This is a genomic window from Zobellella maritima (assembly GCF_003075035.1).
GTDB classification, from domain to species: Bacteria; Pseudomonadota; Gammaproteobacteria; order Enterobacterales; family Aeromonadaceae; genus Oceanimonas; species Oceanimonas maritima.
Map to the genome: position 1 here is coordinate 133333 of NZ_QCZE01000003.1, position 26070 is coordinate 159402.

Annotated in this window: 20 protein-coding genes; 10 read left to right on the plus strand and 10 right to left on the minus strand. The window is 59.5% G+C overall.

The annotated features are described in order from the left end of the window. Positions 1–47: 47 nt before the first annotated feature. Positions 48–2915 carry a bifunctional [glutamate--ammonia ligase]-adenylyl-L-tyrosine phosphorylase/[glutamate--ammonia-ligase] adenylyltransferase gene (glnE, locus tag DCS96_RS14600; RefSeq protein ID WP_116475144.1) on the minus strand — a complete coding sequence of 956 codons (2868 nt, stop codon included), beginning with the start codon at positions 2913–2915 and terminating at the stop codon, positions 48–50. 194 nt (positions 2916–3109) lie between these two features. Between glnE and DCS96_RS14605 the strand changes: the two genes are divergently transcribed. The 3 genes from DCS96_RS14605 to DCS96_RS14615 are packed head-to-tail and all read left to right on the plus strand — an operon-like array spanning position 3110 to position 4507. Continuing rightward, positions 3110–3523, plus strand: coding sequence for a YjfI family protein (locus tag DCS96_RS14605; RefSeq protein WP_116475145.1), 414 nt, complete (start codon positions 3110–3112; stop codon positions 3521–3523). A 10-nt stretch (positions 3524–3533) separates the two neighbouring features. Next, the gene (locus tag DCS96_RS14610) at positions 3534–4172 is read left to right on the plus strand and encodes a hypothetical protein (RefSeq protein WP_116475146.1); all 639 of its coding nucleotides are present in this window, start codon (positions 3534–3536) and stop codon (positions 4170–4172) included. Then, a complete protein-coding gene (locus tag DCS96_RS14615) occupies positions 4169–4507 on the plus strand; it encodes a hypothetical protein (RefSeq protein ID WP_116475147.1) in 339 nt (112 codons plus the stop codon). The genes DCS96_RS14610 and DCS96_RS14615 overlap by 4 nt, the downstream gene beginning before the upstream one ends. 81 nt (positions 4508–4588) lie before the next feature. Here the strand turns inward: DCS96_RS14615 and DCS96_RS14620 are convergent, their stop codons facing one another. Further along, a complete protein-coding gene (locus DCS96_RS14620; protein ID WP_116475148.1) occupies positions 4589–6112 on the minus strand; it encodes a CYTH and CHAD domain-containing protein in 1524 nt (507 codons plus the stop codon). A 167-nt stretch (positions 6113–6279) separates the two neighbouring features. Here DCS96_RS14620 and DCS96_RS14625 point away from each other — a divergent pair, with 167 nt between their 5' ends. From DCS96_RS14625 to DCS96_RS14635, 3 genes are all read left to right on the plus strand, one after another. Next, positions 6280–6960, plus strand: coding sequence for a TIGR00153 family protein (locus DCS96_RS14625; protein ID WP_116475149.1), 681 nt, complete (start codon positions 6280–6282; stop codon positions 6958–6960). Between the two features lie 25 nt (positions 6961–6985). Beyond that, entirely contained in the window at positions 6986–8251 is a 1266-nt protein-coding gene (locus tag DCS96_RS14630) for an inorganic phosphate transporter (RefSeq protein WP_116475150.1), read from the plus strand. A gap of 91 nt (positions 8252–8342) precedes the next feature. After that, complete coding sequence (locus tag DCS96_RS14635; protein ID WP_116475151.1) at positions 8343–8957, plus strand: TIGR04211 family SH3 domain-containing protein; 615 nt, start codon at positions 8343–8345, stop codon at positions 8955–8957. 65 nt (positions 8958–9022) lie between these two features. On the opposite strand, the gene DCS96_RS14640 is transcribed toward DCS96_RS14635, so the two are convergent. Beyond that, complete coding sequence (locus tag DCS96_RS14640) at positions 9023–10045, minus strand: hypothetical protein (RefSeq protein ID WP_116475152.1); 1023 nt, start codon at positions 10043–10045, stop codon at positions 9023–9025. 444 nt (positions 10046–10489) lie between these two features. Between DCS96_RS14640 and putA the strand changes: the two genes are divergently transcribed. Beyond that, positions 10490–13657 (plus strand): bifunctional proline dehydrogenase/L-glutamate gamma-semialdehyde dehydrogenase PutA, encoded by a 3168-nt coding sequence (putA, locus tag DCS96_RS14645; protein ID WP_116475153.1) that lies wholly within the window; start codon positions 10490–10492, stop codon positions 13655–13657. Positions 13658–13799: 142 nt separating this feature from the next. Beyond that, positions 13800–15026, plus strand: a complete 1227-nt coding sequence (locus tag DCS96_RS14650) for a multifunctional CCA addition/repair protein (RefSeq protein WP_116475154.1) — start codon at positions 13800–13802, stop codon at positions 15024–15026. Here the strand turns inward: DCS96_RS14650 and DCS96_RS14655 are convergent. Continuing rightward, entirely contained in the window at positions 15023–15826 is an 804-nt protein-coding gene (locus DCS96_RS14655; RefSeq protein ID WP_116475155.1) for an undecaprenyl-diphosphate phosphatase, read from the minus strand. The two genes, DCS96_RS14650 and DCS96_RS14655, sit on opposite strands and share 4 nt — an antisense overlap. Positions 15827–15896: 70 nt before the next feature. Then, entirely contained in the window at positions 15897–16265 is a 369-nt protein-coding gene (gene folB, locus DCS96_RS14660; RefSeq protein ID WP_116475263.1) for a dihydroneopterin aldolase, read from the minus strand. A gap of 110 nt (positions 16266–16375) precedes the next feature. Between folB and plsY the strand changes: the two genes are divergently transcribed. Continuing rightward, positions 16376–16981 (plus strand): glycerol-3-phosphate 1-O-acyltransferase PlsY, encoded by a 606-nt coding sequence (gene plsY, locus DCS96_RS14665; RefSeq protein ID WP_116475156.1) that lies wholly within the window; start codon positions 16376–16378, stop codon positions 16979–16981. A 48-nt stretch (positions 16982–17029) separates the two neighbouring features. Here the strand turns inward: plsY and DCS96_RS14670 are convergent, their stop codons facing one another. Then, positions 17030–18304: a dicarboxylate/amino acid:cation symporter gene (locus tag DCS96_RS14670; protein ID WP_116475157.1), complete on the minus strand. Its 1275-nt coding sequence runs from the start codon at positions 18302–18304 to the stop codon at positions 17030–17032. A 314-nt stretch (positions 18305–18618) separates the two neighbouring features. Between DCS96_RS14670 and DCS96_RS14675 the strand changes: the two genes are divergently transcribed. Then, positions 18619–20316: a BCCT family transporter gene (locus DCS96_RS14675; RefSeq protein WP_116475158.1), complete on the plus strand. Its 1698-nt coding sequence runs from the start codon at positions 18619–18621 to the stop codon at positions 20314–20316. Between the two features lie 71 nt (positions 20317–20387). Here DCS96_RS14675 and lysS read toward each other — a convergent pair whose 3' ends face one another. The 4 genes from lysS to xerD all read right to left on the minus strand — a co-directional run bounded on the left by lysS (position 20388) and on the right by xerD (position 26040). Next, positions 20388–21872, minus strand: coding sequence for a lysine--tRNA ligase (gene lysS, locus DCS96_RS14680; protein WP_116475159.1), 1485 nt, complete (start codon positions 21870–21872; stop codon positions 20388–20390). 213 nt (positions 21873–22085) lie between these two features. Beyond that, positions 22086–23184, minus strand: a protein-coding gene (gene prfB / locus DCS96_RS14685; RefSeq protein ID WP_116475160.1) for a peptide chain release factor 2 whose coding sequence is annotated in 2 segments (ribosomal slippage) — positions 22086–23108 and positions 23110–23184 — 1098 coding nt in all. Because the reading frame shifts where the segments join, the coding sequence is not laid out codon by codon here. Between the two features lie 126 nt (positions 23185–23310). Continuing rightward, positions 23311–25035 carry a single-stranded-DNA-specific exonuclease RecJ gene (gene recJ, locus DCS96_RS14690; RefSeq protein ID WP_408646014.1) on the minus strand — a complete coding sequence of 575 codons (1725 nt, stop codon included), beginning with the start codon at positions 25033–25035 and terminating at the stop codon, positions 23311–23313. 117 nt (positions 25036–25152) lie between these two features. Then, positions 25153–26040 (minus strand): site-specific tyrosine recombinase XerD, encoded by an 888-nt coding sequence (gene xerD, locus DCS96_RS14695; protein ID WP_116475162.1) that lies wholly within the window; start codon positions 26038–26040, stop codon positions 25153–25155. Positions 26041–26070 lie beyond the last annotated feature (30 nt).

Genomic DNA, 26070 nt, shown 5'->3' on the forward strand with positions numbered 1-26070 from the left:
GTGGCTCGGCACTTATCTCTTTTCGCTTACAGCTTATAACTTACAGCTTACCGCTTTGTTATGAGCCATTTATTCCAGCTTTCCGTCACCCACTCCCGCTCCCGGGTCAGTTCGGTGTCCGGCACCCGGCCGGGCAGATCCGACAGGCTCAGACGGTGGCCCCGGTCGCGGATGGCGCAATAGGCGGTTTTCAGCCGCCCGGCTTCATCTTCCTCGAGCAGTTCGACCTCTACCGCAGTCTCCAGAATGCGAATATTATCCGACCAGCGGGTCAGGGCCGGATACTGGTGGCTATAGGCCAGCACCAGGTACTGGGTCAAAAACTCGATATCGACCAGCCCCCCCACCGACTGCTTGAGATGGAACTCACCGGGGCCTGCCTTGATCAGGTGGCTGCGCATCTTTTCGCGCATCTTGATTACCTCGTCCGCGAGGGGCGCCCTGTCCCTGGGCAGGCTCAGCACCTGCCGGCGGATGTCGCCAAAAGAATCGAACAGCTCGGCATCGCCCATTATCATGCGGCTGCGCACCAGCGCCTGATGTTCCCAGGTCCAGGCCTGTTGCTGCAGATAGCTGTGATAGGCATCCAGGGGGCTGACCATCAGCCCGGAATTGCCGCTGGGGCGCAGCCGCATATCCACCTCATAGAGGATACCGCTGGCGGTACGGGTCCCGAACAGGTGGATGATCCGCTGGGCCAGGCGCAGATAGAATTGACGGCTATCCAGGGGCTTGGCACCGTTGGTCTGGCCCTTGATGGCGCTGTCGTGCACAAACACCATATCCAGATCCGAGCTGTAGGCCAGCTCTATGCCGCCCAGCTTGCCGTAGCCCAGCACCCCGAATCCCTTGCTGGTGCTGTCGGCCAGGCATTCGGGCACACCGTGCCGGGCGGTGAGCTGCGCCCAGGCCTGATTAACAACTTCTTCCACTATCGCCTCCGCCAACCAGGTCAGGTGATCGCTCACCTTCATCAACGGCAGGGCGCCGGCGATATCGGCGGCGGCGATGCGCAACAGCTGAATTTGCTTGAACTGGCGCAAGGCCTCCATCTGCTGCTCCATATCCTCTTCCGGCACCCGCAGCAGGAACTGCCTCAACTCGTCCTTGTAGGCTTCAAGCGGCATCGGGTTATAGAGCAGCTGGGGCACCAGCAGCTCGTCGAGCAGGATCGGATAACGGGCCAGCTGTTCGGCCACCAGCGAGCTGGCCTCGCACAGGCGGACCAGCTGGGTCAGGGCACCGCTGTTCTCCACCAACAACTGCAGGTAGGCGGAGCGGGTGATGATACGGCTCAGCAACTGGCGCAGCCGTTCAAACAGTATGCCCGGCTTGGCCGACTGACTGACCTTGTCGAGCAGCACCGGCACCAGTTTTTCCAGCGCCTGCCGGCCCTGGGGACCCACAGGGCGCCGGGCGCATTCCTCCTTGAGGGCGAGGATGGCGGTCGCCAACCGGCCGGCCTTGTCGGCATCCAATCCCTGCTCCTGCAGCAGCTTACCCAGTTCATCCTGTTCCCATTCGGTCTGCCAGATATCGATCCAGATCTGGGCGACGCCTTCCTCCTCGGCTTCTGTTGTGTCACCGATCAGCCCGGTAAACTGCTCATGCACCCGGGCCATGGCGTCATTCAAGGCCTGGTAGAAATCGTCCCAGCAGCCAAAGCCCATCAACCAGCTCAGGCGGGTACGATTCAGTTCGTCCTGGGGCAGGGTCTGGGTCTGCTGATCGGCAAAACCCTGCAGGAAGTTCTCCACCCGCCGCAGGAAACGATAACTCTGGTGCAGCCGTGCCGCGATCTCTGCCGTTAAGGCACCAGACTCGTATGTAGCCGCCAGCGCATCGGGAAGGTGCCGCACCTGCAGCGCCGGTTCCCGGCCACCGCGGATCAGCTGGAATACCTGGGCGATAAACTCCACTTCGCGAATACCGCCGGCGCCCAGCTTAATATTGTCCTTCAGCCCCTTGCGCCTGACTTCGGCGGCGATCATCGCTTTCATCTGGCGCAATGAATCGATCACCCCGAAGTCGATATAGCGGCGGAATACAAAGGGCCTGAGCATGGCCTTCAGTTCGCTGCTGTATTCCCCCTCGTCATTAAGAATGCGCGCCTTGACCATGGCATAGCGCTCCCAGGTCCGACCGTGGTGCTGGTAGTAATCTTCCATGGCGGCAAAACTGACCGCCAGGGGGCCCGACTCGCCGAACGGCCGCAACCGCATATCCACCCGATACACCTGACCGTCGATGGTGGTCTGATTGAGGGCATTGACCAGCTTTTGCCCGAGGCGGATGAAGAATTGCTGGTTGGCCAGCTCCCTGCGCCCCCCCTGGGTGACCCCGTTATGAGGAAAGGTAAAGATAAGATCGATATCGGATGAAAAATTCAGCTCGAAGCCACCCAGCTTGCCCATGCCCAGGATCAACATGGGAACCGCCTTGCCCTCGGCATCGGTCGGTGTGCCCAGTTCGGCGCATTGGCGTCGATACAGCCAGTGATAGGCTTCCATGATCAGTGCATCGGCCAGTGCCGATATATGCACGAAACTCTCCTCTACCTCGGCACCCAGCAGCATTTCTCGCCAAGCGATCAGCAACAGCTCGCGGCGACGGAACCGGCGCAGGATGCGCATCATGCCGGGTTCATCGCTCACCCCGGCCAGCTGGTCGACCAGGGTCGGACGATAACGTCCGGCCCTGTCGCTGCAGTTGAGATCCGCCTCCTGCTCCAGGGTCAGTGCCAGCTCCGGCTGCTGACACAGGCTGTCGGCGGCAAAGTCGCTGCAGGCAAACAGGGCTTTAAGTTGCCTGCAACGGTCGGCGGACAGCCGCGGCAGCAACTCGGCCGCTCTTTCTTCAAAGCGGGCCCAGTGTTTATCGGCCTCGGCATTCAACAGGGCGGGCATCTCAACCATCTACATATCCTTATCGGTAATTGTCTGGCTTCAGACTACCACTGTTAACGCGCTTGAACAGAGGGGATCCGCACAGTTCGCCTTGCCCCGACCCCTTTGTCGGCCAGCGGCTTTGAACCATTGCTGGCCAGTGAAGCTTGCACTGATGGCGGTGGCTGATTAGTCTGTATGACTTATTATGTCAGGATGTTTATATGGATCTGTCCGTTATTGGCCGCCACCTTGAGCAACTGGGAGAGCATACCAGTACCGGTTTTGCCTTCCAGTGCCTGCCGATCCCCGGTGATGTAGATGTATTAAAGGTCACTGTGGGCGGTCGCGAAGAGCTGCCACTGTTCGTATCCATCTCCGATGATCAGATACTCTGTATCAGCTATCTGTGGGATGAAAGCCAGGTCAACCCCGGGCTCCGGCAAGGTATGCTGGAAGCCATGCTGGATATGAATATTCCCATGCCGCTGTCGGCCTTTGCCCGACTGGATGACTGGTATGTGGTGTTCGGCGCCCTGTCCCGCCACGCCAGCCTCGCCGATATCGAGCATGAACTTGTGGTACTGAGCGATAACTGCCTCGAGGTGATCGAGGACATGGTCGAGTTTTTACTGTGAGGAGGGGAATATGAGCGTATTGGGCCAGATCCTGCGCAGCCTGCAAGACTCACAGGATGGTCGACTGGATCCGGACAAGGTGTGTGTGCAACTGGTTCGCGCCTGTCGCCATGCGGAACAGCACCTGGCGGGCCTGGACCGTCAGTGCCGTCAGCTGCGCCAGGAGCAGGCGTCACTGGACGGCAGCCGGAACCAGCAACATCATGAGATCGATCGGCTGGAGCAGGCGGCACTCACCGCTCTCGCGGCCGCCGAGTCCGAACTGGCCAGGCAACTGGCGGTCCGGGTAGCGGAGCTGGAAGAGCAGCTGGCCGGCACTCAGCTCGCACAGGCCACCATCCAGAGACAACTCGCTTATTATCAGGGCCGCCGGCTGCAGGCCGAACGCCATTACCATGATCTCTGCCGCCAGCTGTCGATGGCAAAGGCCACCTCCTGTGTACAGAAAACCATGGCTGCCATTCGCCGCAACCCCCAGGTGAAGCTGCTCAACGCCAGGCAGGCGGTACGGCAAATACGTGCCCGGGAACAGGCACAAGAACAGGCGGCCCAGCCTGCCGAAACGGCAGCCGAAGATACGACTGCCGACGTCCATAGCGCCGATCAGGTATTGGCTCGCCTGCAGCGTCAGCTGGATACCCGCCCATGACTCAGCGCAAACTGCCGGAAAAATGGCAGAGCTCGGTACGGGCGGCCAAGGCGGTGCAGGTGGCGTTCGATATGGATGAAGCGCTGCAATACCATATCCGGCGACAGGCCCTGGATAATGGCCTGAGTCCCTCGGACCAGATCCGCCATATCCTAACCCTGCCCACCCCCACCAAGCCCAAGCGGCCCAGGTTAACCGTGTCCCTAAGCCCGCAAGACTACGCTTACCTGGCCGAGCGCTATGGTCTTGAGCCCGGGCAACAGCTGGAGATCAAGCACAGGGTGATGGACGAGCTGCTCGCCCACAGCCGGCAGGCCGACAAGCGCGGGCGGTGAGCGACCGCAGGGCGCCCCCCTGGCCAATCCTCGGAGCGCGCCTCGACAAGCAGCGGGCAACAGGAGCCCGGCCTGATGGTGTCACTCAGCCTCCAGCCAGTAAGGCGACTGTTGTAACGCCTGGCCTCGGGACTGTTCCAGGGCTTCCAGCAGGAAATCCTGCTTGCGGACCAGCCAGAGCGTGAGCTCCTGCTGCTGTTCGGGCGCCAACTGGTCACATACCTCTTCCAGGGGAGTCAACATGTCCAGATCCTCGATACCCCGGAGGATGTCCAGCCAGGGCATGCGAAACGCCAGTCGCTCGGCCTCCGGGTAGAGGTCGCCGAAACACAGGCCCACCGTCAGATTGCGCCTGAGCTTGCCTTTCTGCTGAATATATTCGCTCCGGTTCAGCTCGAAATTACCCAAGGCACTACGGCGCAGGGTTTGCCAGCTGTCCTCAACCAGGTGATCGGCCAGCCCCTGAACCGGCGCGGCCAGGCCGGTCAGCTGCTCCTGGCTTGCCCCGGAGCGCCAATCCTGGCGATACAGCCAGTGGGTCAGCCTCAACATCAGTCGGGCATAGCGGGCGCTGTAGAACAATTGTTGCAGCTTATCCTCATCGGGCAGGACACTGCCCTGTTCCTGCAGCAGCTGCAGCACCTCCTTCTGGCAGTCCAGCTTGCGCAGGTAATGCCCTTTCTCCTGACACAGCTGAGCCAGCATCTGGGCCCGATCCAGCCAGGACAGCTGTTGTTGTAACCACAGCAGGTCGTCGATCCAGCTGCTGTTGACCTTGTGCGAAATCAGGGGGCCGAACATCAGCAGGAGCTGGTGCACCAGGGAAACCCCCTCTCGCAACTGCACCAGCAGGTCGGTGCCGGGCCGCGCCAGCCAGGTTTCTTCATGATACTGCCAGTGAGCCAGCCCCTGGTGCAGCATGCGCGCCATGGCCTGCTCGCAAGAGTCGGTCGCCGCCAGTGGCACATGCTCAAGGGGCCGCAGCCCCGGCAGCGGGCTCAATCCCGCCAGCTGATAGCCTCGCTGGGCCTTGGATACGGCCCCCAATCGCAATCCGCCCTCGGCTATCAACACTTCCGCCAGCTCAAACAGTTGCGAGGCATCACCACGGCACAGCTCAAGTTCCAACTCGGCAATCGGCTCACACCCCTCGCCGGCACGTACCTCGCCCATGTCGAATGCCAGTTCGATCTCGCTGCCGTCATCGCAGCCAAGCAGCCAGCGGCGGCGCACAAAATCGGTACTAAACTGGGGTAACAGCGCCTGCTGCACGGCATCAACCGCCAACCCTTCGGGCCAGATATGAGCGGGGAACAGGCCTAAATCCGGGCTGTGTTCGACCAGCTCCACATTATATTCGGGTCGCTGATGCAAGCCGCCGATCTGGCTGCCTGCCAGCTTGACGGTTTGCTCCAGCGCCCCGTCCTTGCTGCGGATGCGCAGGCCGGCATCGGCCCGGCGCAGGGCCAAGTCGGCGGTATCATAGTAGGTATTGGACAGGTGGAGCTGGTCTTGCTTGAGGGTCTTGTAATTTTGCAACAATTCGGGCAGGCGGCCCGAGATATCATGCAGGGCAAGAAACTTGATCTCTATTTCTGTATCCATAAGGGTATCCGACGTTACCAACCTTTTGATTTAATAGTAAATGCCGAAATTAACAGCAGGCATAAATGACAGTTTGATGAAAATGCGGTTTTCTTGCCTTGGTAGTTAAGTTACCATGCGCGCCACATTGAAGTATCGAGTGTTTTTTCACCGACACAGGATTGGCTATGCCAGTAAATACCATTTTGGGACTCTTTGCCAAGTCCCCCATCAAACCGCTGCAGAAGCATGTAATGAAAGTGCATGAGGCTGCCCAGCAATTGGTCCCCTTCTTCGACGCCATGTGGGAGCAGGATTGGGACAAAGCTGAACAGATCCAGCAGCATATCTCGCACCTGGAAAAGGAAGCAGATACCCTCAAACGTGAAATCCGTCTCAAGTTGCCCCGCGGCCTGTTTATGCCAGTGGCCAGGACCGACATGCTGGAACTGCTCACCCAACAGGACAAGATTGCCAACAGGGCCAAAGACATCGCCGGCCGCATTATCGGTCGCCAGATGGAAATCCCCACCGAGCTGAAAACCTCCTTTATGGCCTACCTCAACCGCTGCATCGATGCTACCGCCCAGGCGACCAAGGCTATCGACGAACTGGACGAGCTGCTGGAAACCGGCTTCAAGGGCCGGGAGATGGATCTGGTCGGCGAGATGATCCATCAGCTCGATCTGATCGAAGACGACACCGATGTGATGCAGGCCAAATTGCGCAAACAGCTGCAGGCCATCGAGAACAGTTATAACCCGATCGATGTCATCTTCTTGTACAACATCCTTGAATGGGTGGGTGACCTGGCAGATCAGGCCGAGCGGGTTGGTTCCCGTTTGGAGCTGATGCTGTCCCGTTCCTAAGCGAAAAACAAGGTAGCTGCTAATAATGGATATCATCGCTAACTACGGCACCACCCTGATCCTGGTCGCCGCCGTTTTCGGCCTGTTCATGGCCTGGGGTATCGGCGCCAACGACGTCGCCAATGCCATGGGCACCTCGGTGGGCACCCGCTCACTGACCATCAAGCAGGCGATCATCATCGCCATGATCTTCGAATTTGCCGGCGCCTATCTGGCCGGTGGTGAGGTGACCTCCACCATCCGCAAGGGCATCATAGATGTGAGCGCGTTCGACGGCCATCCGGATCTGCTGGTGTTTGGCATGATCGCCTCGCTACTGGCGGCCGGTACCTGGCTGCTGCTGGCCTCCTGCTTTGGCTGGCCGGTGTCCACCACCCACTCCATTGTCGGCGCCATCATAGGCTTTGCCCTGGTGGCACTGGGCACCGAGGCCATTCAGTGGACCATGGTGCTCGGTATCGTCGGCTCCTGGATAGTCACCCCGGCCCTGTCCGGCGTACTGGCCTACTTCACCTTTGTCAGCGTGCAGCGGTTGATCTTCAATGCCGACCAGCCGCTGGAAGCCGCCAAGCGCTATGTCCCCATGTATATCTTCTTTACCGCCATGGTGGTTGCCCTGGTCACCATGAAGAAGGGGCTCAAGCATGTGGGCCTGGAGATGACGGATGTGCAGAGCTGGGGCCTGTCGGTACTGGTTTCCCTGGTGCTGGCGGTATTAAGCGCCTTCTACATCAAGCGGCAACAATACCATCCCCGGGATGACGCCGACATGCACTTCTCCAATGTGGAAAAGGTGTTCGGCATCCTGATGGTCATCACCGCCTGTGCCATGGCCTTTGCCCACGGCTCCAACGATGTGGCCAATGCCATCGGTCCCCTGTCCGCCGTGGTCAGTACCGTTGAAAGTGCCGGCCAGATTGCCAGCAAGGCGACCATCGCTTGGTGGATACTGCCGCTGGGTGGTATCGGTATCGTGATCGGCCTGGCCTCCCTGGGCCACAAGGTGATGGCCACGGTCGGTACCGGTATCACCCACCTGACTCCCAGCCGTGGCTTCGCGGCCCAGCTGGCCACCGCTGCGACAGTGGTGATCGCCTCCGGTACCGGCCTGCCCATCTCCACCACCCAGACCCTGGTGGGGGCCGTGATTGGGGTTGGCATGGCCCGGGGTATTGCCGCCCTGAACCTCAATGTGGTGCGCAATATCGCCGTCTCCTGGATAGTCACCCTGCCCGCCGGTGCCATACTGGCCATTGTATTCTTCTACATTATTCAGTGGTCATTCAGCTGATAGAGGGGGCTTAGGCCCCCTTCCTGCTTCTTGTCCTGTCCACCGAACGCCATTACCATCGACAATCTGACCCGCATCGAAGGAAAACCAGGTGAAATTAAAACTCCTGCTTGCGCTGCTGTGCAGCCTGCCCTGGCTCAATGCCGTTGCCGAAACCCGTTATGTCTCCGACAATGTATATGCCTATATGCATACCGGCCCCAGCAATAAATACCGGATCATGGGCTCCATCAACGCCGGTGAAGTCGTGACCTTCCTGACACAGAATAGTGATACCAACTATGTGCAGATCCGCGATCAAGACGGGCGCACCGGCTGGATCAAGGCCGACTTCATCCAGACAGAGGAAAGTTACAAATCCCGTACTCCCAGGCTGGAACAGGAGCTGACCGTATTGAAACAGCAGCTGGCCGGTCTGGATGAAAGCCATCGCCAGGATGTGGCCGACAAGCTTAACCTGATCGAACAGCAACAGGCCGAGCTGGGCACATTGCGGGCCCAGCTCGACGAGGTGCGCCGGGACAACGATCAACTGGCCGCAGACAACCGCCGTCTGGCCAGTAAGGTCGATGACCGCGAGCACAGCATGCGCATGGACTGGCTGCTGCGCGGTGGCCTGGTGGCCGGTGCCGGCGCCCTGTTCGGACTGCTGTTGCCGCTGCTCCCCCTGCGCCGCAGGCGTGGCCGGGATCGCTGGATGAACTGAAGCGCATAAGCCGTAAGCCATTGTCTGCAGGTACCGAGCGTACCTGCAGTTTTTTCTTCCAGCTTCTAGCTTAGCGCTGACGGCCCCGGTTCCGGTTGACTCAGGGCGAAATGCCGGTTCGGCTTGCGATAGACGATACCGTCCTGAACCAGCCAGTGAAAGACCTCCTCCATTTCATGCAGCGGCTTCTCCAGCCCCCGGGCGACAGCTCCCTTGGCACAACGCAGCTCGCCGGACCGCAATCGACTCACCAACTCATGATAGTAATCTGGCCGAGCCGTCGATGATGACGCGGGGGCATCGGACTCTGCCGGTACCGGTCCGACCCCGGGCTCGTTACTCCCCCCAGCCGGCACCCTATCCACCTCGCTTGAGCCGGCCTTCAGGGTCTGTCGGAAGCGAAGCTCGTCTCCCAGCAAGGAAATAAAGAAGGCGGCAAAGAAATCCAGCAGGATGGAAAGTGCGGCCACCACGCCGAACTGGACCCGGGCCAGTGGCCACCCCAGGCCGTCGGCCAGTCCGGTCATCAACCCCATCAGCGAACTCTGGCTGGCGATGGCGAGCTGGTCTCGCTCCCGCCGCAATTCATCCTGCCTGGCCCGCAGGGCCTGGTTGCGTTGAAGCATGGGAGTCATGCCGTTGGCGATCCGCGCCATATCGATATAAGCCTGAGCCGCCTGTTCGTTTATCTGGATTTCCCGCTCCAGACCGACGATCTTGTCGTTATAACTCTGCACCAGCGCGGCCTTGGCCTCATCCCCTTTCAACAGGGTATTAGTGGCGGCGTTGATGCCCCCGACACTGCCGGCAATGGAAAGGCCAGCCAGCACCCCGTAGAAGCAGAGCGCCTTTAGGGCACCAACCGGATCTCTACGGCTGATCCGTTCGCCCATCTCATACCAGATGTAGAATTTACCCACCTCGAACACCAGCGCCAGTCCACCAAACATCAGCTTCATCAGGATCCCCTGCTCCAGCGACAGGAACAACAGCAGGGAAAAGACCATGGAAGCGGCGATGGAGGCACCGGTGATCAGATAAACCACAGACAGGGCAAACAGCCCCTTGGGAAAACGTTGATAGTGCACTTTGTTTGTTCACCACAGACAGGAATGAGCGGGCATTATAGGGAGGCGGGATCCGCTGGCAAGGCAATGGGGAGCATCTGGTGGTTCTTGCAGCGATCAGCACCATTTTCAACCGAGGGAACGGAGCCTGTCGCGTCGGACGCTATCACTTTGATGTATCCACTGCGCCCCCGACAAGCACACCCTGTAACAGCGAGCATGTCGCCTCCCCGAGGCTGATACTTGGGCTATATTGATAATGAATTACAAGAGTGAATCGTATACGAAAATTATCCGTGGTCGTCCATTAACCCCATTAGCAATGGGATTGTAAGCATGAACACCGGCACCCAGGGCGTTACAAACCAAGCAGGGTTTTTATCGCCGTCGGTATGCATTGCCGGCGCTATAGCGGCCTGCCCGCCTGGGCCGCCTTGATCCCAAGCAACCTCAGGAAGTATCGTTATGTTTACTGCCGCCACCGCCTTTGCCCCAGGCTATGCCCCCAAGGATCTCCAGGCCCTGCGCCGGGACATCACCCATAACTATACCGTCGACGAGAATGCCTACCTGGCTTCGCTCCTGGAACAGGTTCCCGCCACCGGCCAGACGCTCGCGCAAATCAATGAAAAGGCCCGTCGTCTGGTGACCAAGGTGCGTGAACAAAGCGACGGTGGTGACGGTATAGACGCCTTCCTGCAACAATACAGCCTGGATACCCAGGAGGGCATCATCCTGATGTGCCTGGCCGAAGCCCTGCTGCGCATTCCCGACAGCCACACCGCCGATGAATTGATTAAAGACAAACTCTCCGGTGCCGACTGGGCCAAACATTTTCGCCAGAGCGACTCCACCTTTGTCAATGCATCCACCTGGGGCCTGATGCTGACCGGTAAAATTATCCGCATGGACAAGAAGCTGGATGGCAACCCGGCCAATGTACTCAATCGTATGATCAACCGCCTGGGCGAGCCCATGGTGCGCTCGGCCATGTATGCAGCCATGAAGATTATGGGCAAGCAGTTCGTATTGGGACGGGATATCAAGGAGGCGCTCAAAGCCAGTCGTAAATCCCGCGAGCTCGGCTATACCCATTCCTACGACATGCTGGGCGAAGCGGCGATGACCGCCGATGATGCGGAAAAGTACCGCAGCGACTACGCCAATGCCATCAAGACCGTTGGGGCCGAAAAGCTCAACAACACTGCCGTGCCCAGACCGTCCATCTCCATCAAGTTGTCGGCCCTGCATCCCCGCTATGAAGAAGCCAACCGGGAGCGGGTACTGAGCGAGCTGTACGGCACTGTACTCGGCTTGCTGGAGCAGGCACGCGCGCTTGACGTCTTCATCACCATAGATGCGGAAGAAATGGATCGGCTGGAGCTGTCACTCGATCTGTTCGAAGCCCTTTATCGTTCGGATGTAAACAAGGACTGGGGCGGGTTGGGGCTGGTTATCCAGGCCTACTCCAAACGTGCCCTGCCGGTATTGTGCTGGTTGACCGCCCTGTCCCGCAGCCAGGGCGACGAAATACCGGTACGCCTGGTGAAAGGCGCCTACTGGGACAGTGAAATAAAACTCTGCCAGCAGGCTGGGATTGACGGCTATCCCGTCTATACCCGCAAGGCCGGTACCGATGTGTCTTACCTGGCCTGCGCCCGCTACCTGCTGAGTGACGCCACCAAGGGGGCCATTTATCCCCAGTTCGCCACCCATAACGCCCATACTGTGGTGTCGGTGATGGCCATGGCCGGTGAACGGAAGTTCGAATTTCAGCGTCTGCACGGCATGGGCGAAGAGCTATACAACACGGTGCTGAACGAAAACCCGGGCCTGGTGTGCCGCATCTATGCCCCCGTCGGCGCCCATAAGGATCTGCTGCCCTACCTGGTGCGCCGCCTGCTGGAAAACGGCGCCAACACCTCATTCGTGCACAAGCTGGTGGATCCCAATACCCCCATCGACACCCTGATCACCCACCCGCTGACCAGCCTGGCGGAATACGACAGCCTGGCCAACGACAAGATCCCCCTGCCCTTGGCCATCTTCCCGGACAGGACCAACTCCCGGGGCCTGAACTTAAATATCGAGGGCATTCGCACCCCTTTCTTCAAGGCGCTGGATGAGCTGACCACCAGAAGCTGGCAGGCGGGGCCCCTCGTCGGCGGCAAGACCCTGACCACCGGGCCCGCCAATCCGGTACTCAGCCCCCAGGACCAGGACCAGCAAGTCGGTCAGGTCTATTTTGCCGACAAGGCCACGGTCGAGCTTGCCGTCACCCGAGCTCGGGCAGCCTTCAAGGACTGGCGCAACACCCCGGTGGAGGTGCGGGCCCGGGCACTGGAAAAGCTGGCGAACCTGCTGGAAGAGCACCAGGCCGAGTTTATCTCCCTGTGCACCCGGGAAGCCGGCAAGCTGTTGCAGGACGGTATCGACGAGGTTCGCGAGGCGGTGGATTTCTGCCGTTATTATGCCGTTGAAGCCCGCAAACTGATGGAGCCCAGACAACTGCCCGGATACACCGGCGAGCTGAACCTGCTGCTCTCCCAGGGCCGCGGCCCCTTCGTCTGTATCAGTCCCTGGAACTTTCCCCTGGCCATCTTCCTCGGCCAGGTCGCCGCCGCCCTGGCCACCGGTAATACGGTACTGGCCAAACCGGCGGAGCAAACCAGTCTGATTGCTCACCTGGCGGTCACCCTGGCCCATAAGGCAGGCATCCCGGCCGATGTACTCCAGCTGCTGCCCGGCGACGGCGCCACCGTCGGGGCGACGCTGACCGCGGATCCGCGCATCGCCGGGGTCTGCTTCACCGGCTCGACCGATACCGCCCAGCTGATCAACCAGACCCTGGCCGGACGGCAAGGTGCCATCATTCCCCTGATCGCCGAAACCGGTGGTCAGAATGCCATGATCGTCGACTCCACCGCCCTGCCCGAGCAGGTGATACGGGACGTGGTTCGCGCCGCCTTCCAGAGCGCCGGTCAGCGCTGCTCCGCCCTGCGGGTACTCTACCTGCAGGAAGACATTGCCGAGCGGGTGCTGGACATACTGAAAGGCGCCATGCATGAGCTGAGTGTGACCGATCCGGCACTCTGGTCCACCGACGTGGGCCCGGTGATCGACCGTGACGCCCAGGCAGGCCTGCAGGCTCACCTGGACAAGATGCAGTCCGCCGGCAAGAAAGTCATCGCTCAGGCCAGGCTCGGGAAAAATTGCGACAAGGGTTTCTATATTCAACCCACGGCGCTGGAAATCGGCACCATCGGCGAGCTGGAGAAAGAACAGTTCGGCCCCATACTGCATGTGGTGCGCTTCAAGGCCAAGGATATCGACAAGGTGATCAAGGATATCAATAACACCGGTTACGGCCTGACCCTGGGTATCCACAGCCGCAACGAGTCCTTTGCCGAGTATGTGGCACAAGGCATAGATGCCGGCAACGTCTATATCAACCGGGATCAGATCGGCGCCATGGTCGGCGTCCAGCCGTTCGGAGGCCAGGGTCTGTCCGGCACAGGCCCCAAGGCGGGGGGTCCCCACTACCTGACCCGTTTTATCACCGAGAAGACCATATCCAACAACACCACGGCGATCGGCGGCAACGCCACCCTGCTGTCATTGGGTGAAGGCTGAGCGGGAATGGTATAAAGCGAAAGCGTTGAGCGCCAAGGCTGTCTTTGTGCTACAAGCCAGCCGCAAGAAGAAAAGGCGCCAAGGCGCCTTTTTTCAACGCCAGTCGTTATAATGATCCTTTTCCGAGAGGAGGCCTGAAATCGTGGAAGTTTATCTGGTGGGGGGCGCAGTAAGGGATGAACTGCTGGGCCTGCAGGTCAAAGAGCGGGATTATCTGGTGGTGGGTGCGACACCGGAACAGCTGCTTGAACTGGGCTACACCCAGGTTGGCAGGGATTTCCCGGTTTTTCTGCACCCCGCGAACAAAGAGGAATATGCCCTGGCCCGCACCGAGCGCAAATCGGGACTGGGATATACCGGTTTCATCTGCGACTTCGGCCCCGAAGTGACATTGGAAGATGACCTGATGCGGCGAGACCTGACCATTAACGCCATCGCCCGGGACACTCAGGGACGGCTGCATGACCCCTATGGGGGCCAGGCCGATCTGGAGGCCCGCGTATTGCGCCATGTGTCAGCCGCCTTCGCCGAGGATCCACTGAGGGTGCTACGGGTGGCCCGCTTTGCCGCCCGTTTTGCCGGCCTGGGTTTTGTGGTTGCAGACGAAACCCTGGCTTTGATGGGCCAGATGGCCGCCGGCGGTGAGCTGGGCGCCCTGACGCCGGAGCGGGTATGGCGGGAAACCGAAAAAGCCCTGGCCTGCACAGATCCTCAGGTCTATTTCGAAACCCTTCGTCGGTGCGGAGCCCTCAAGTTGCTGTTTCCCGAGCTGGACGCCCTGTTTGGGGTACCGGGCCCGAAGAGATGGCACCCGGAGATCGACACTGGGCTGCACACCCTGATGGTACTCAAGCGAGCCGCCGAGCTGGGTGGCAGCCAGGCCTGCCGCTTTGCCGCATTCTGCCATGATTTCGGCAAGGCCCTGACGCCTCCGGAAAAATGGCCCAGCCATCATCGGCACGGTGAGCTGGGGCTGGTCCCCATCAATGACTTGTGCGACCGGCTGAAAGTGCCGAATGAACACAGAGAGCTGGCGCTACTGATGAGCCGCTGGCATGTGCTGTTCCATCAGTTGACCGAGCCCGGTCCGACTCAGGTTGAGTCGATCCTGCAGCTGTTCAACGGCACCGACGCCTGGCGCAAGCCGGCGCGCTTTGCCGAACTGCTGATCTGCGTACAATCCGATTGGCAGGGCCGCACCGGCTTCGGACAGCTGCCCTTCCCCCAGCGCGAACACCTATGGCAACTCTTGACTCAACTAAGGACCATTGTTGCCCGGCCGTTCGTCGCCCAGGGACTGAAAGGCCCCGCCATTGGCGAGGCCATCGAGGCTGCCCGCAGGCAGAAGCTGACCGAATTGTTAACTTAAGCCTGGGTCGACATTACCCAGATGAGTAGCGCTCCCAGGCCCAGACGATAGAGTACGAAAGGCAGCACGCCGATACGGGACAGTAACGCAATAAACAGGTGGATACAGGCCAGTGCACTGAGAAAGGATACCACTACTCCCAGGCCCATCGCAGACCAGGCCATGGTCATGTCCACCGCAGACAGACCCTTGGCCTGGTGACTGCCCGCCAGGAAGATAATGGGGATCGACATCAAAAAGGAGAATCGAGCGGCGGCCTTGCGAGTCAGCCCCAGCATCAAACCGGCGGTCAGGGTGATGCCGCTGCGCGAGGTACCCGGGATCAAAGCCAGCGCCTGGGCACACCCCAGGATAAAGGCACCACGCCAACCGGACTGATACTCATCCTTCTGCAGGCGGGCCATGCGATCGGCCCACCACAGCAGGAGGCCAAAGACGATAGTGGCGCCCGCAATCACCCAGCCGGATCGCAAATACAGGCCAATCAGGTCACCAAACAAGACACCGACCACACAGGCCGGGATGGTGGCCAGCAGGATACACCAGGCCAGCCGTCCCTCCGCATTGAGCTCCTTGCCCCTCAGCGACGCCCACCAGGCCGAGGCCATGGACCTGACTTCCTCCCGGAAATAATAGATGACTGCCAGCAGGCTGCCCAGATGTACGGCCACATCGAAGGCCAGGCCCTGATCCGGCCAGCCAAGCAAGACAGAGGGCAAGATCAGATGGGCCGAACTGGAGATCGGCAAAAACTCGGTTATGCCCTGGATCAGGGCCAGTAACACCACATGCACTTCCATGATTACAATACTCCAGGCTCCTGCGACAACAGGATACTAATGACGGGGGATGACACTTTAATGACCGGCGTTACAACTTGCTCACGCGGGCGGCAAAACGTTCAATCTCAACACCGACCCCGGCCGCATTGGCCACCGCGGATGGTTTGGTCAAGCGCACCTTGACCCACAGCACCGGAAATTCATCGAGGATCAGCTGGGCAATGCGCTCGGCCATGGTCTCTACCAGCTCCACATGGTTTTGCTCGCTATAGCTCGAGACTTTGTGGGAGAGGGCGGCATAATCGAGCGTCTTGTGAATATCATCGTCTGCGGCAGCTGGACGGTTATCGAATCCCATCTCCAGATCAAACCGGATTTTCTGGCGAATGCCCTTCTCCCACTCATAGACGCCTATGGTGGTCAGCACTTCCAGACCTTGTACAAACACTTTATCCATCATCAATATCTTCTGTTAAGCTGTGGCGAGCTGCGGCGCGTGACACTGTAACAGTGCCCTGAACTTGGCCGCCATAATAACCGAATGACTCAGGGGTATAAACCGATTAGATGACGGCCATCACAGTCTTGATGATCATCTTTGCCTATTTAGGCGGTTCTGTCTCCAGCGCTGTCCTGATATCCCGTCTCTATCGCCTTCCCGATCCCCGCCGCCACGGCTCGGGAAACCCGGGCGCAACCAATGTGTTGCGTACCGGTAACCGCAGCGCCGCCGCCTGGGTACTGTTGCTGGATATCTTCAAGGGCACCCTGCCGGTTTATCTCGCCTGGTTTCTGGATATCGCTCCCCTGTATCTGGCCCTGGTCGGCATGGCGGCCTGCCTGGGCCATATGTTTCCGCTGTTTTTTCATTTCAAGGGCGGCAAGGGAGTCGCCACTGCGCTGGGGACACTGCTTCCCCTGGGAATGGATATGGCCGGCTTGCTGCTACTGAGCTGGCTGCTCAGCCTGGGTCTGTTCGGCTATTCTTCGCTGGCGTCCATCATAACCGCCCTGCTGGCCCCGCTCTATGTCTATTTTATCAAACCCGAATACACGCTGGCAGTGGCATTGCTCTCCTGCCTGATCATCCTGCGTCACCATCAGAATATCAGCCGACTATACCATCATGAGGAAAAACGGCTGCTGCACAAGTTAAAAAAGCCGCGACCCTGACCCCGTTCTGTCCCATAAAAAAACCGCCTCCCGGCGGTTTTTTTATGCTTACTTGCTTGCTGCGGATGTCTGTCCGGCCGGTTCACCCAGGCTGTCCGGGTTGCCTTCCATCTTTGCCACTATGGTGTTGACGGCGGTATCACCCACCACATTGGAAGAAGTGCAGAACATATCGTTGATACGGTCCACCGCCATGATGATCGCCATGGCTTCTACCGGCAGACCCATCTGGTGCAGCAGTACCCCGGCCATCACCACGGCCCCGCCGGGTACCCCGCCCACTCCGACGGACATCAACAGCACGGTAATACCGACGGTGATCAGATCACCATGGGCAATCGGCGTGCCCGAAATATTGGCCGCGAACATGGCGGCCAGGGTGATATAGATAGCCGAACCGGACATATTGATGGTCGCCCCCAGGGGAACACCAAAACCGGCAATCGCCCTGGAAACCCCCAGTTTTTCGGTCAGGGTACGCATGGTCACCGGAATGGTGGCGTTGGAACTGGCGGTCGACAGGGAAAACAGCAACTGCTCACGGGTCGCGCGACGGAACTCACCCGGCCTGACGCCAGTCGTCAACCACACCGCCAGCGGATAGACCACCAGGATCCAGAACACCAGCACGGCAACCACCAGGGCCACATAACCGGCCACCGACATCAGGGTATCGGCTTCCAGGGTCGCCCCCAGACTGATCATCAGCGCAAATACCCCGTAAGGCGCCAGGGTCATCACCAGGCCGACCAACTTCATCATCACATCATTGGCGATACGGAAGGTCCTGATCGCCGGAGCCGCGGCACTGCCCATGGCCTGGATTGCCAGACCGGTCAGGATCGCCATAAAGATGATCTGCAACATATCACCGGAGGCGAAGGCCTGGATCGGGTTGCTGGGTACGATACCGACCAGCATGGCGCCGATATCCGGGGTCTCGGTGGTGGTCAGTTCGACCGCGCCGCCGGCACCATTGGGCAGGCTGGCGCCCATTCCCGGCTGGAACACAACCCCCACGATAATGGCGGCGGTTATCGACAGTATGGTGTTGATGATATACAGGCCGAAAGTTTTGCTGCCCAATCGGCCGAAGCTGGCGATGTCGCGCAGCTCGCAGATGCCGCTGACGATGGAGATATACACCAGGGGCACCACCATCAGCTTGATCAGCGACACAAACATGCCGCCCACCCCATCGGCCAGGCCGACAACACTTTCATTCAGGAATGTGACTCCAGTAAACAGGTACTGGATCATGCTGCCGATGATCAGGCCGGCGAACAGGCCGGCGAAGATACGAGTGGACAGTGAACCTTTCATTATGTATTCCTCAGTAAAACCTGAATAATCGATCTGCTATTAGTTATTTTTACAGATAGGTAAACCAGACAGATAACAAGCTGCAGGATTTTACATTCTAAAAACAGCACAGCAACCAGATATTCAAATAAATGACCGGCAGCGTGAGAGCCCTCACAAAGTTTTAAGGTTTACAGAAAGAGTTGATATCCCGACAGAGAAAAGCATCCTTGGATGTGGTTTGCGGCCGGACAGCCGGGCCACCATTAATCAGCCGGAAGGATTAAACTTACTCTCGGGATGCGTCGAATAATCATCAGACAGGGAGAGCGACCTTGAGTACATACACAGGATGGCATGTCATCGATAAACCGACTTTCTTCGGTGCATTATTTCTTTTACTCGCGGTCACGGTGCCGCTGATCCTGTTCCCGGAAACAGGTGAAGCCTGGGTGCTGATGGCCAAGCGCTTTGTCACCGACAAGCTGGGGATTCTTTACCTGATGCTGGGTCTGGGCGCCGGCGGCTTTATGGTCTACATCATCTTCAGCGAGATCGGCCAGATAAAGCTGGGCGATATGGAAGAAGATCCCGAGTTCTCTACCCTCTCCTGGGCGGCCATGCTGTTCTGTTCGGGCATCGGCGCCTCGATCCTCTACTGGTCAATGATCGAGTGGGCCTATTACTTCCAGGCTCCCCCTTTCCAGGTGGAAGGCGGAACAGTAGAAGCCGCCCGCTGGGCCGTGGCCTACGGCATTTTTCACTGGGGCCCCCTCGCCTGGTCCATCTACCTGATACCGGCACTGCCGATCGCCTACTTCTATTATGTCCGCAACCACAGCGTGCTGAAGATAAGCGAAGCATTGATGCCGGTTTTCGGGGAGAAACACGCCCGTGGCGGTCTCGGCAAGCTGGTCGACGTGCTGTTTATCTTCGGCATGCTCGGTGGCGGCGCCACCTCCCTGGGCCTGGCCGCGCCGCTGATCAACGAGGGAGTCCACGAATTATTCGGGGTGCCGAAAAACCTGACGACCCAGATAGCAGTGCTGCTGGTGTGCACGGCCATCTTCGGCTACAGCGCCTTCGTCGGCCTGAAAAAAGGGATCCGCCTGCTCTCCGATATCAACTTCTGGCTGGCTCTGTCCCTACTGGTCTTTGTCTTCCTCGCCGGCCCCACCCTGTTTATGGCCAACACGGGCCTGGACGCACTCGGCCGCGTGCTGGACAACCTGGTGCACATGGCCAGTTGGACCGAGCCGTTCGCCCAGTTTGCAGACTTCAAGGATACCCATTTCCCTCAGGACTGGACCATTTTTTACTGGGCCTGGTGGCTGGTATTTGCCCCCAGTGTCGGGCTCTTTATCGCCCGTATTTCCCGTGGCCGTACCATCAAGACCATGGTCGCCGGCTCTATTTTTTTCGGCACCCTTGGCTGCTTCGCCTTCTTTATGGTGCTCGGCAATTACGGCATCTACCTTCAGCTTTCCGGTACCCTGGATGTGATCTCCATCCTCAACAACGAAAGCCCGACGGCGGCCATCTTCGCCATGCTCAAGACACTGCCTCTAAGTAATATGGTGATCTTCGTGTTCACCCTGCTGGCGCTGATCTTCACCGCCACCACCTTCGACTCCATTTCCTATATCCTCGCCGCCGTGGTCCAGAAGGAGGTCGACGAAGAACCGGTCCGTTGGAACCGGGTGTTCTGGGCCTTCGCGCTGTCAGTGATGCCGATTGTGCTGATGTTTCTCGGCGGGCTCCAGACCCTGCAGACGGCCAGCGTGATCGGCGGCGTTCCACTACTGCTGGTCGCCCTGCTGCTCTGTATCTCGATCGTCAGGGCCGCCCACTACGATCTACGCTATCAGCCCGACTATGAGGTCAAGGAGATCCATATAGAGGCCTTCCCGGAAGACGATCCCTGGACCGAGGACGGCAGCTGGGAGACGCCGGAAACGCCTCACCATGGGGTCACCCATGACGACAAGCCCCACGAAGAGGGGGATCCGGACAGCCACCCGTCGCGGCTATGAGGGGCATGCCGTAGCGGTAAAGAAAAAGCCGGTCATCTCGACCGGCTTTTTAAGCGCTACACGACCCGAATTTACCGCTGGGGGCGCAGGGTCGGGAACAGGATGACGTCACGGATGGTGTGGGAGTTAGTCAGCAACATCACCAGACGGTCGATGCCGATACCCTGACCGGCGGTCGGCGGCAGGCCGTGCTCCAGGGCGGTGACATAGTCTTCGTCGTAGAACATGGCTTCGTCATCGCCGGCGTCCTTCTGTTCGACCTGCTCCTGGAAGCGCTGGGCCTGGTCTTCCGCATCATTCAGCTCGGAGAAACCATTGGCGATTTCCCGGCCACCGATAAAGAACTCGAAGCGATCGGTAATGCTGGGATCGTTATCGTTGCGACGCGCCAGCGGTGATACCTCGGCCGGATATTCGGTAATAAAGGTCGGCTGGATCAGGCGGTGTTCGGCGGTCTCTTCGAAGATTTCGGTGATCACCCGGCCCAGGCCCCAGGATTTTTCGACCTTGATTTTCAGATCCTTGGCGACCTCACAGGCAGTCTCATAGGTCGCCAGCTGGTCCAGGGTCACTTCCGGGTTGTACTTGAGGATGGCGTCCTTCATGCTCAGACGCACGAACGGCTGGCCGAAGTCAAAGGTTTCCTCGCCGTAGGGCACCAGGCTGGAACCCAGCACCTGGGTGGCCACGGTCCGCAACATATCCTCGGTGAAGTCCATCAGATCCCGGTAGTCTGCATAGGCCCAGTAGAACTCCATCATGGTGAATTCCGGGTTATGACGGGGGGACAGGCCTTCGTTGCGGAAGTTGCGGTTGATCTCGAATACCTTCTCAAAGCCACCCACCACCAGGCGTTTGAGATACAGCTCGGGAGCAATGCGCAGATACATGTCCATGTCGAGTGCATTGTGATGGGTGATAAAGGGACGGGCAGAGGCACCGCCCGGGATCACCTGCATCATCGGCGTCTCGACTTCCATAAAGCCGTGGCTGCTCATAAACTGACGGATGGCCGCCATCACCTGGGAGCGCACCTGGAAGGTTTTGCGCGACTCTTCGTTGGTGATCAGATCCAGATAGCGCTGGCGATAACGGGTTTCCTGATCCGACAGGCCGTGGAATTTCTCCGGCAGCGGACGCAGGGCCTTGGTGAGCAGCTGGAATTCGTCCATATTGACGTACAGGTCGCCCTTGCCGGACTTGTGCAGTGTCCCCTTGACACCGACGATGTCACCGATATCCAGGCCACCGTACTGATCTTTAAGGATCTGCTGGGCCTGCTTGGTCGCATAGGCCTGGATGCGGCCGGACATATCCTGCAGCGCCAGGAAGGGGCCGCGCTTGGCCATGACCCGGCCGGCAACCGACACCTGTTTGGCCAGGCCTTCCAGGGTATCCTTGTCCTGTCCGCCGAATTCGGCCTGCAGATCGGCAGCCAGGTGCTCCCGCTGGAAATCGTTGGGGTGGCCGTTGGCCGGACAATCCTTGCGGATCTGCTCGAGCTTGGCGCGGCGTTCGGCGATCAGTTTGTTTTCGTCTTGTAGCTGCTCTGTCATGATAAAGCCTTGTTTGAATCTTTATTGGAGACCCTGCTCCAGGCGGGTACAGGATCTGCCTAAGCCAACCGTCGATGGCAGGTCGAAAAATGCTCCTGCGTTTTCGACATTCCCGCCATCCATGGCGGTCAGCTGCCATCGCCGAGCATACTGGGAAGTAGTTGCTGCGTGTTGGCGTGGCTGAGCCTGCTCCCGACGGATCGGCATGGAAAATTAGAGTCCGGACTTGAGGCTAGCCTCGATAAACTTGTCCAGGTCACCATCCAGTACCGACTGGGTGTTGCGGGTTTCCACCCCGGTACGCAGGTCCTTGATGCGGGCATCATCCAGCACATAGGAGCGGATCTGGCTGCCCCAGCCGATATCGGACTTGCTGTCTTCCAGCGCCTGCTTCTCGGCGTTCTGTTTCTGCAGCTCGAATTCATACAGCTTGGCTTTCAGCTGTTTCATCGCCTGATCCCGGTTTTTGTGCTGGGATCTGTCATTCTGACACTGCACCACTATGCCGGTCGGCTCGTGGGTTATACGCACCGCGGAGTCGGTTCGGTTAACGTGCTGACCACCGGCACCGGAGGCACGGTAGGTATCGACCCGCAGATCCGACGGATTGATTTCAATCTCGATATCGTCGTCGATTTCCGGGTAGACGAAGGCAGAACAGAAGGAGGTATGCCGGCGGCCACCCGAATCGAACGGTGACTTGCGCACCAGGCGGTGTACCCCGGATTCGGTACGCAGCCAGCCGAAGGCATATTCGCCGGTAAATTTGACGGTGGCAGACTTGATGCCGGCGACCTCACCTTCGGACAATTCGATGATTTCGGTCTTGAAACCGCGCGCCTCGCCCCAGCGCAGATACATGCGCAGCACCATGTTGCACCAGTCCTGGGCTTCGGTACCGCCGGAGCCGGACTGCAGATCCAGGTAACAATCGGCAGCGTCATGCTCGCCGGAAAACATGCGCCGGAATTCCAGATCGGCCAGGCGTTTTTCCAGGGTATCCAGCTCGGCCCTGGCTTCCTCGAAGGTTTCTTCGTCTTCTTCCTCGACCGCCAGCTCGACCAGGCCGCCGATGTCTTCGATGCCCAGCGCCAATGCATCCAGGGTGCCGATCACCGCATCCAGGCTGGCCCTTTCCTTACCCAGTGCCTGGGCACGCTCGGGCTGGTTCCACACATCCGGCTGTTCCAGCTCGGCATTTACCTCTTCCAGACGCTCTTTCTTGGCATCATAGTCAAAGGTACCCCCTAAGGAGCCCTGCCCGTTCAGACAGCTCCTTGAGTTTGTTCAGCACAGGGTTTACTTCAAACATGGATCTTTCTCTTGCATGAAAATGAATATTTGGCCGGCAGATACATCCGGGCCAAAACAGGGCCCATATTCTACCCAAAATAGCGCCCGAACGCAGCACGGCACGGCGATTTTTACGGCAATAAACTCAGGCCGGCGCCAACTGCTCCACCAGCAGCTGCAGTTGGCGTTTGCCACGCCATTCATTGACATCCAGGCGGTAGGCCAGCACGGCTTTCTGGATGGCAGCATTGGGCCAGACGCTCAGATCCACGTTGAAGGCAATGGCATCCACCAGGGTTTTCCCCTGGTCCGGGCTGAGTACCAGCTTGAGGTGCTTCTCCCCCACCAACCGCTGCTGGACAAGCCGGAATTCGCCATCGAACAGGGGCTCGGGAAAGGCCTGTCCCCAAGGACCGGCAAACCTGAGCTGCTCGGCCAGCTCCAGGGTCAACTCATGGGCCGACAGCTCGCCGTCGGTCAGGATCTCGCCGGCCAGCAGTTCCGGGCTGACCCAGTCATCCACGATCGCCTCGAATGCCGCCTTGAAGTCCGCCAGGGCATCCTTGCTCAGCGATAGTCCCGCCGCCATGGCATGGCCGCCGAACTTGGTGATCAGCCCCGGATGGCGGCTGTTGATGGCTTCCAGCAGATCCCGCAGGTGCACTCCCGGAATAGAACGCCCCGAGCCCTTCAGCTCGTTGTCGCCAGCTTCAGCGAAGGCGATCACCGGCCTGTGATAACGCTCCTTGATGCGTGAGGCCACCAGCCCGACCACGCCCTGGTGCCAGTCGTCCTGATGCAGCACCAGGCCAGCCGGCAAGGCACCTTCCCCCAGGTTGATCTTCGCCAGGGTAGCGAGCGCCTCCTGCTGCATGCTCGCCTCGATCGTCTTGCGCTCCCGGTTCAGCTCGTCCATCATGGCCGCCAGCCTGCGGGCCTCATCCAGGTTTTCGCTGAGCAGGCAGGCCACGCCCATCGACATATCGTCAAGCCGGCCCACCGCGTTGAGCCTGGGCCCCAGGGCAAAGGCCAGATCGGTAGCCACCAGCCGTTGCTGGCTGCGCCCGGAAATATCGAGCAGCGCCTGTATGCCCGGACGCAACCGCCCGGCACGCATGCGTTGCAGCCCTTGATGCACCAGCACCCGGTTGTTGCCGTCGAACGCTACCACGTCAGCCACCGTGCCCAGGGCCACCAAATCCAGATAATCGGCCATATTGGGTGCAGTGATACCCTGCTCCGTAAACCAGCCACTGCCATTCAGCGCCGAACGCAGCGCCAGTAACAGATAGAAAGCCACCCCGACCCCGGCCAGATTTTTGGATGGAAAGTCACAGCCGTGCTGATTGGGGTTGACGATGGCATCGGCATCGGGGATTTCCTCGCCGGGCAGGTGATGATCGGTGACGATCACCTTGATGCCTGCCGCCCTGGCCGCCGCCACTCCACTGATGCTGGAGATACCGTTGTCGACGGTGATCAACAACTCGGCGCCCAGTCCGATCGCTTCATCCACCACCTGCGGGCTCAGGCCATAACCATAATCGAAGCGGTTGGGTACCAGATAATTGACCTTCTGCGCCCCCATGGCCCGCAGGCCGTGGACCATCAGCGCCGAGCTGGTGGCGCCGTCACAGTCGAAGTCGCCGACGATCAGGATATTACGCTGTTCATTCAAGGCCTGTTGCAACAACTGAACCGCTTCCGCCATGCCCTTGAAACCGGGTTTGAGCAGGGCGCCAGCCTGCAGGTTAAGCTGTTCGGGATACACCAGACCGCGGCTGGCGTACAACCGTTGCAGCAGGGGAGAAAGATCGGCGGGCAGCTGATGGGCCGCGGGCTGGCGACGACGAATGGGCAGCATGGGGATATTTGCCTGGGCTAACGAATACAGGCGCACAACACTAACCCTGCAGGGGGGGATTTGCAATCGCCGGCAGGTTCGGCTCAGAGGCCCGTTTATCGGAAAAGGGCCTGCACAGCCGAACTACCCCCGCGGATGATGCTCTTCATGCAGGGCATTGAGCCTGTGGGTGGCCACATGGGTGTAGATCTGGGTGGTCGACAGGTCACTGTGACCCAGCAGCAGTTGCACCACCCGCAGATCGGCACCGTGATTGAGTAAATGGGTGGCGAAGGCATGCCGCAGGGTATGAGGTGACAGTTCGACGTTGATGCCGGCACGCAGTGCATACAGCTTGATGCGGTGCCAGAAGGTCTGGCGGGTCATCTGCCGTGCCCGACGGGAGGGAAACACCACATCCGAAGACTGCCCACCCAACAACTCTGTCCGCGCCGCTTTCAGGTACAGGGTCAGCCAGTACAGTGCCTCTTCGCCCATCGGCACCAGCCGCTCCTTGTTGCCCTTGCCGGTGACCCGCACCAGCCCCTGGCGCAGACTGAGGTTATCCATGCCCAGCCCCACCAACTCCGAGACCCGCAGGCCAGTGGCATAAAGCAGTTCGAGCATGGCCTTGTCGCGCAGCTCCAGCGGCTCGGCTATATCCGGTGCCTGCAACAGGTGCAGCACCTGGGCTTCGCTTAGATCGGTCGGCAATCGCCTGGGCAACTTGGGGCCGGAGATCAGCACGCTGGGGTCATCGGTCCTCAGCTGCTCCCGGTGCAGATACTGAAAAAAACGCCGCAGCACGCTCAGCATGCGCGCCGTGCTGCTGGCCTTGAAACCCAGATCCAGCCGGTGGGCCAGATACTGCTGCAACCCCAGGCCATCCACCGCCAGCAGGCTGGAGCCCTGTTCATCCAGCCAGGCTGCGAAATGGCTGAGATCGCTGCGATAGGAACTCAGGGTATTGTCCGCCAGGCCTTTCTCCAGCCAGAGCGCATCGACAAATTGATCTACCAGTGGATAAGACATCTGTGCTCCCGGCCCCTGCCCAAACGGCAG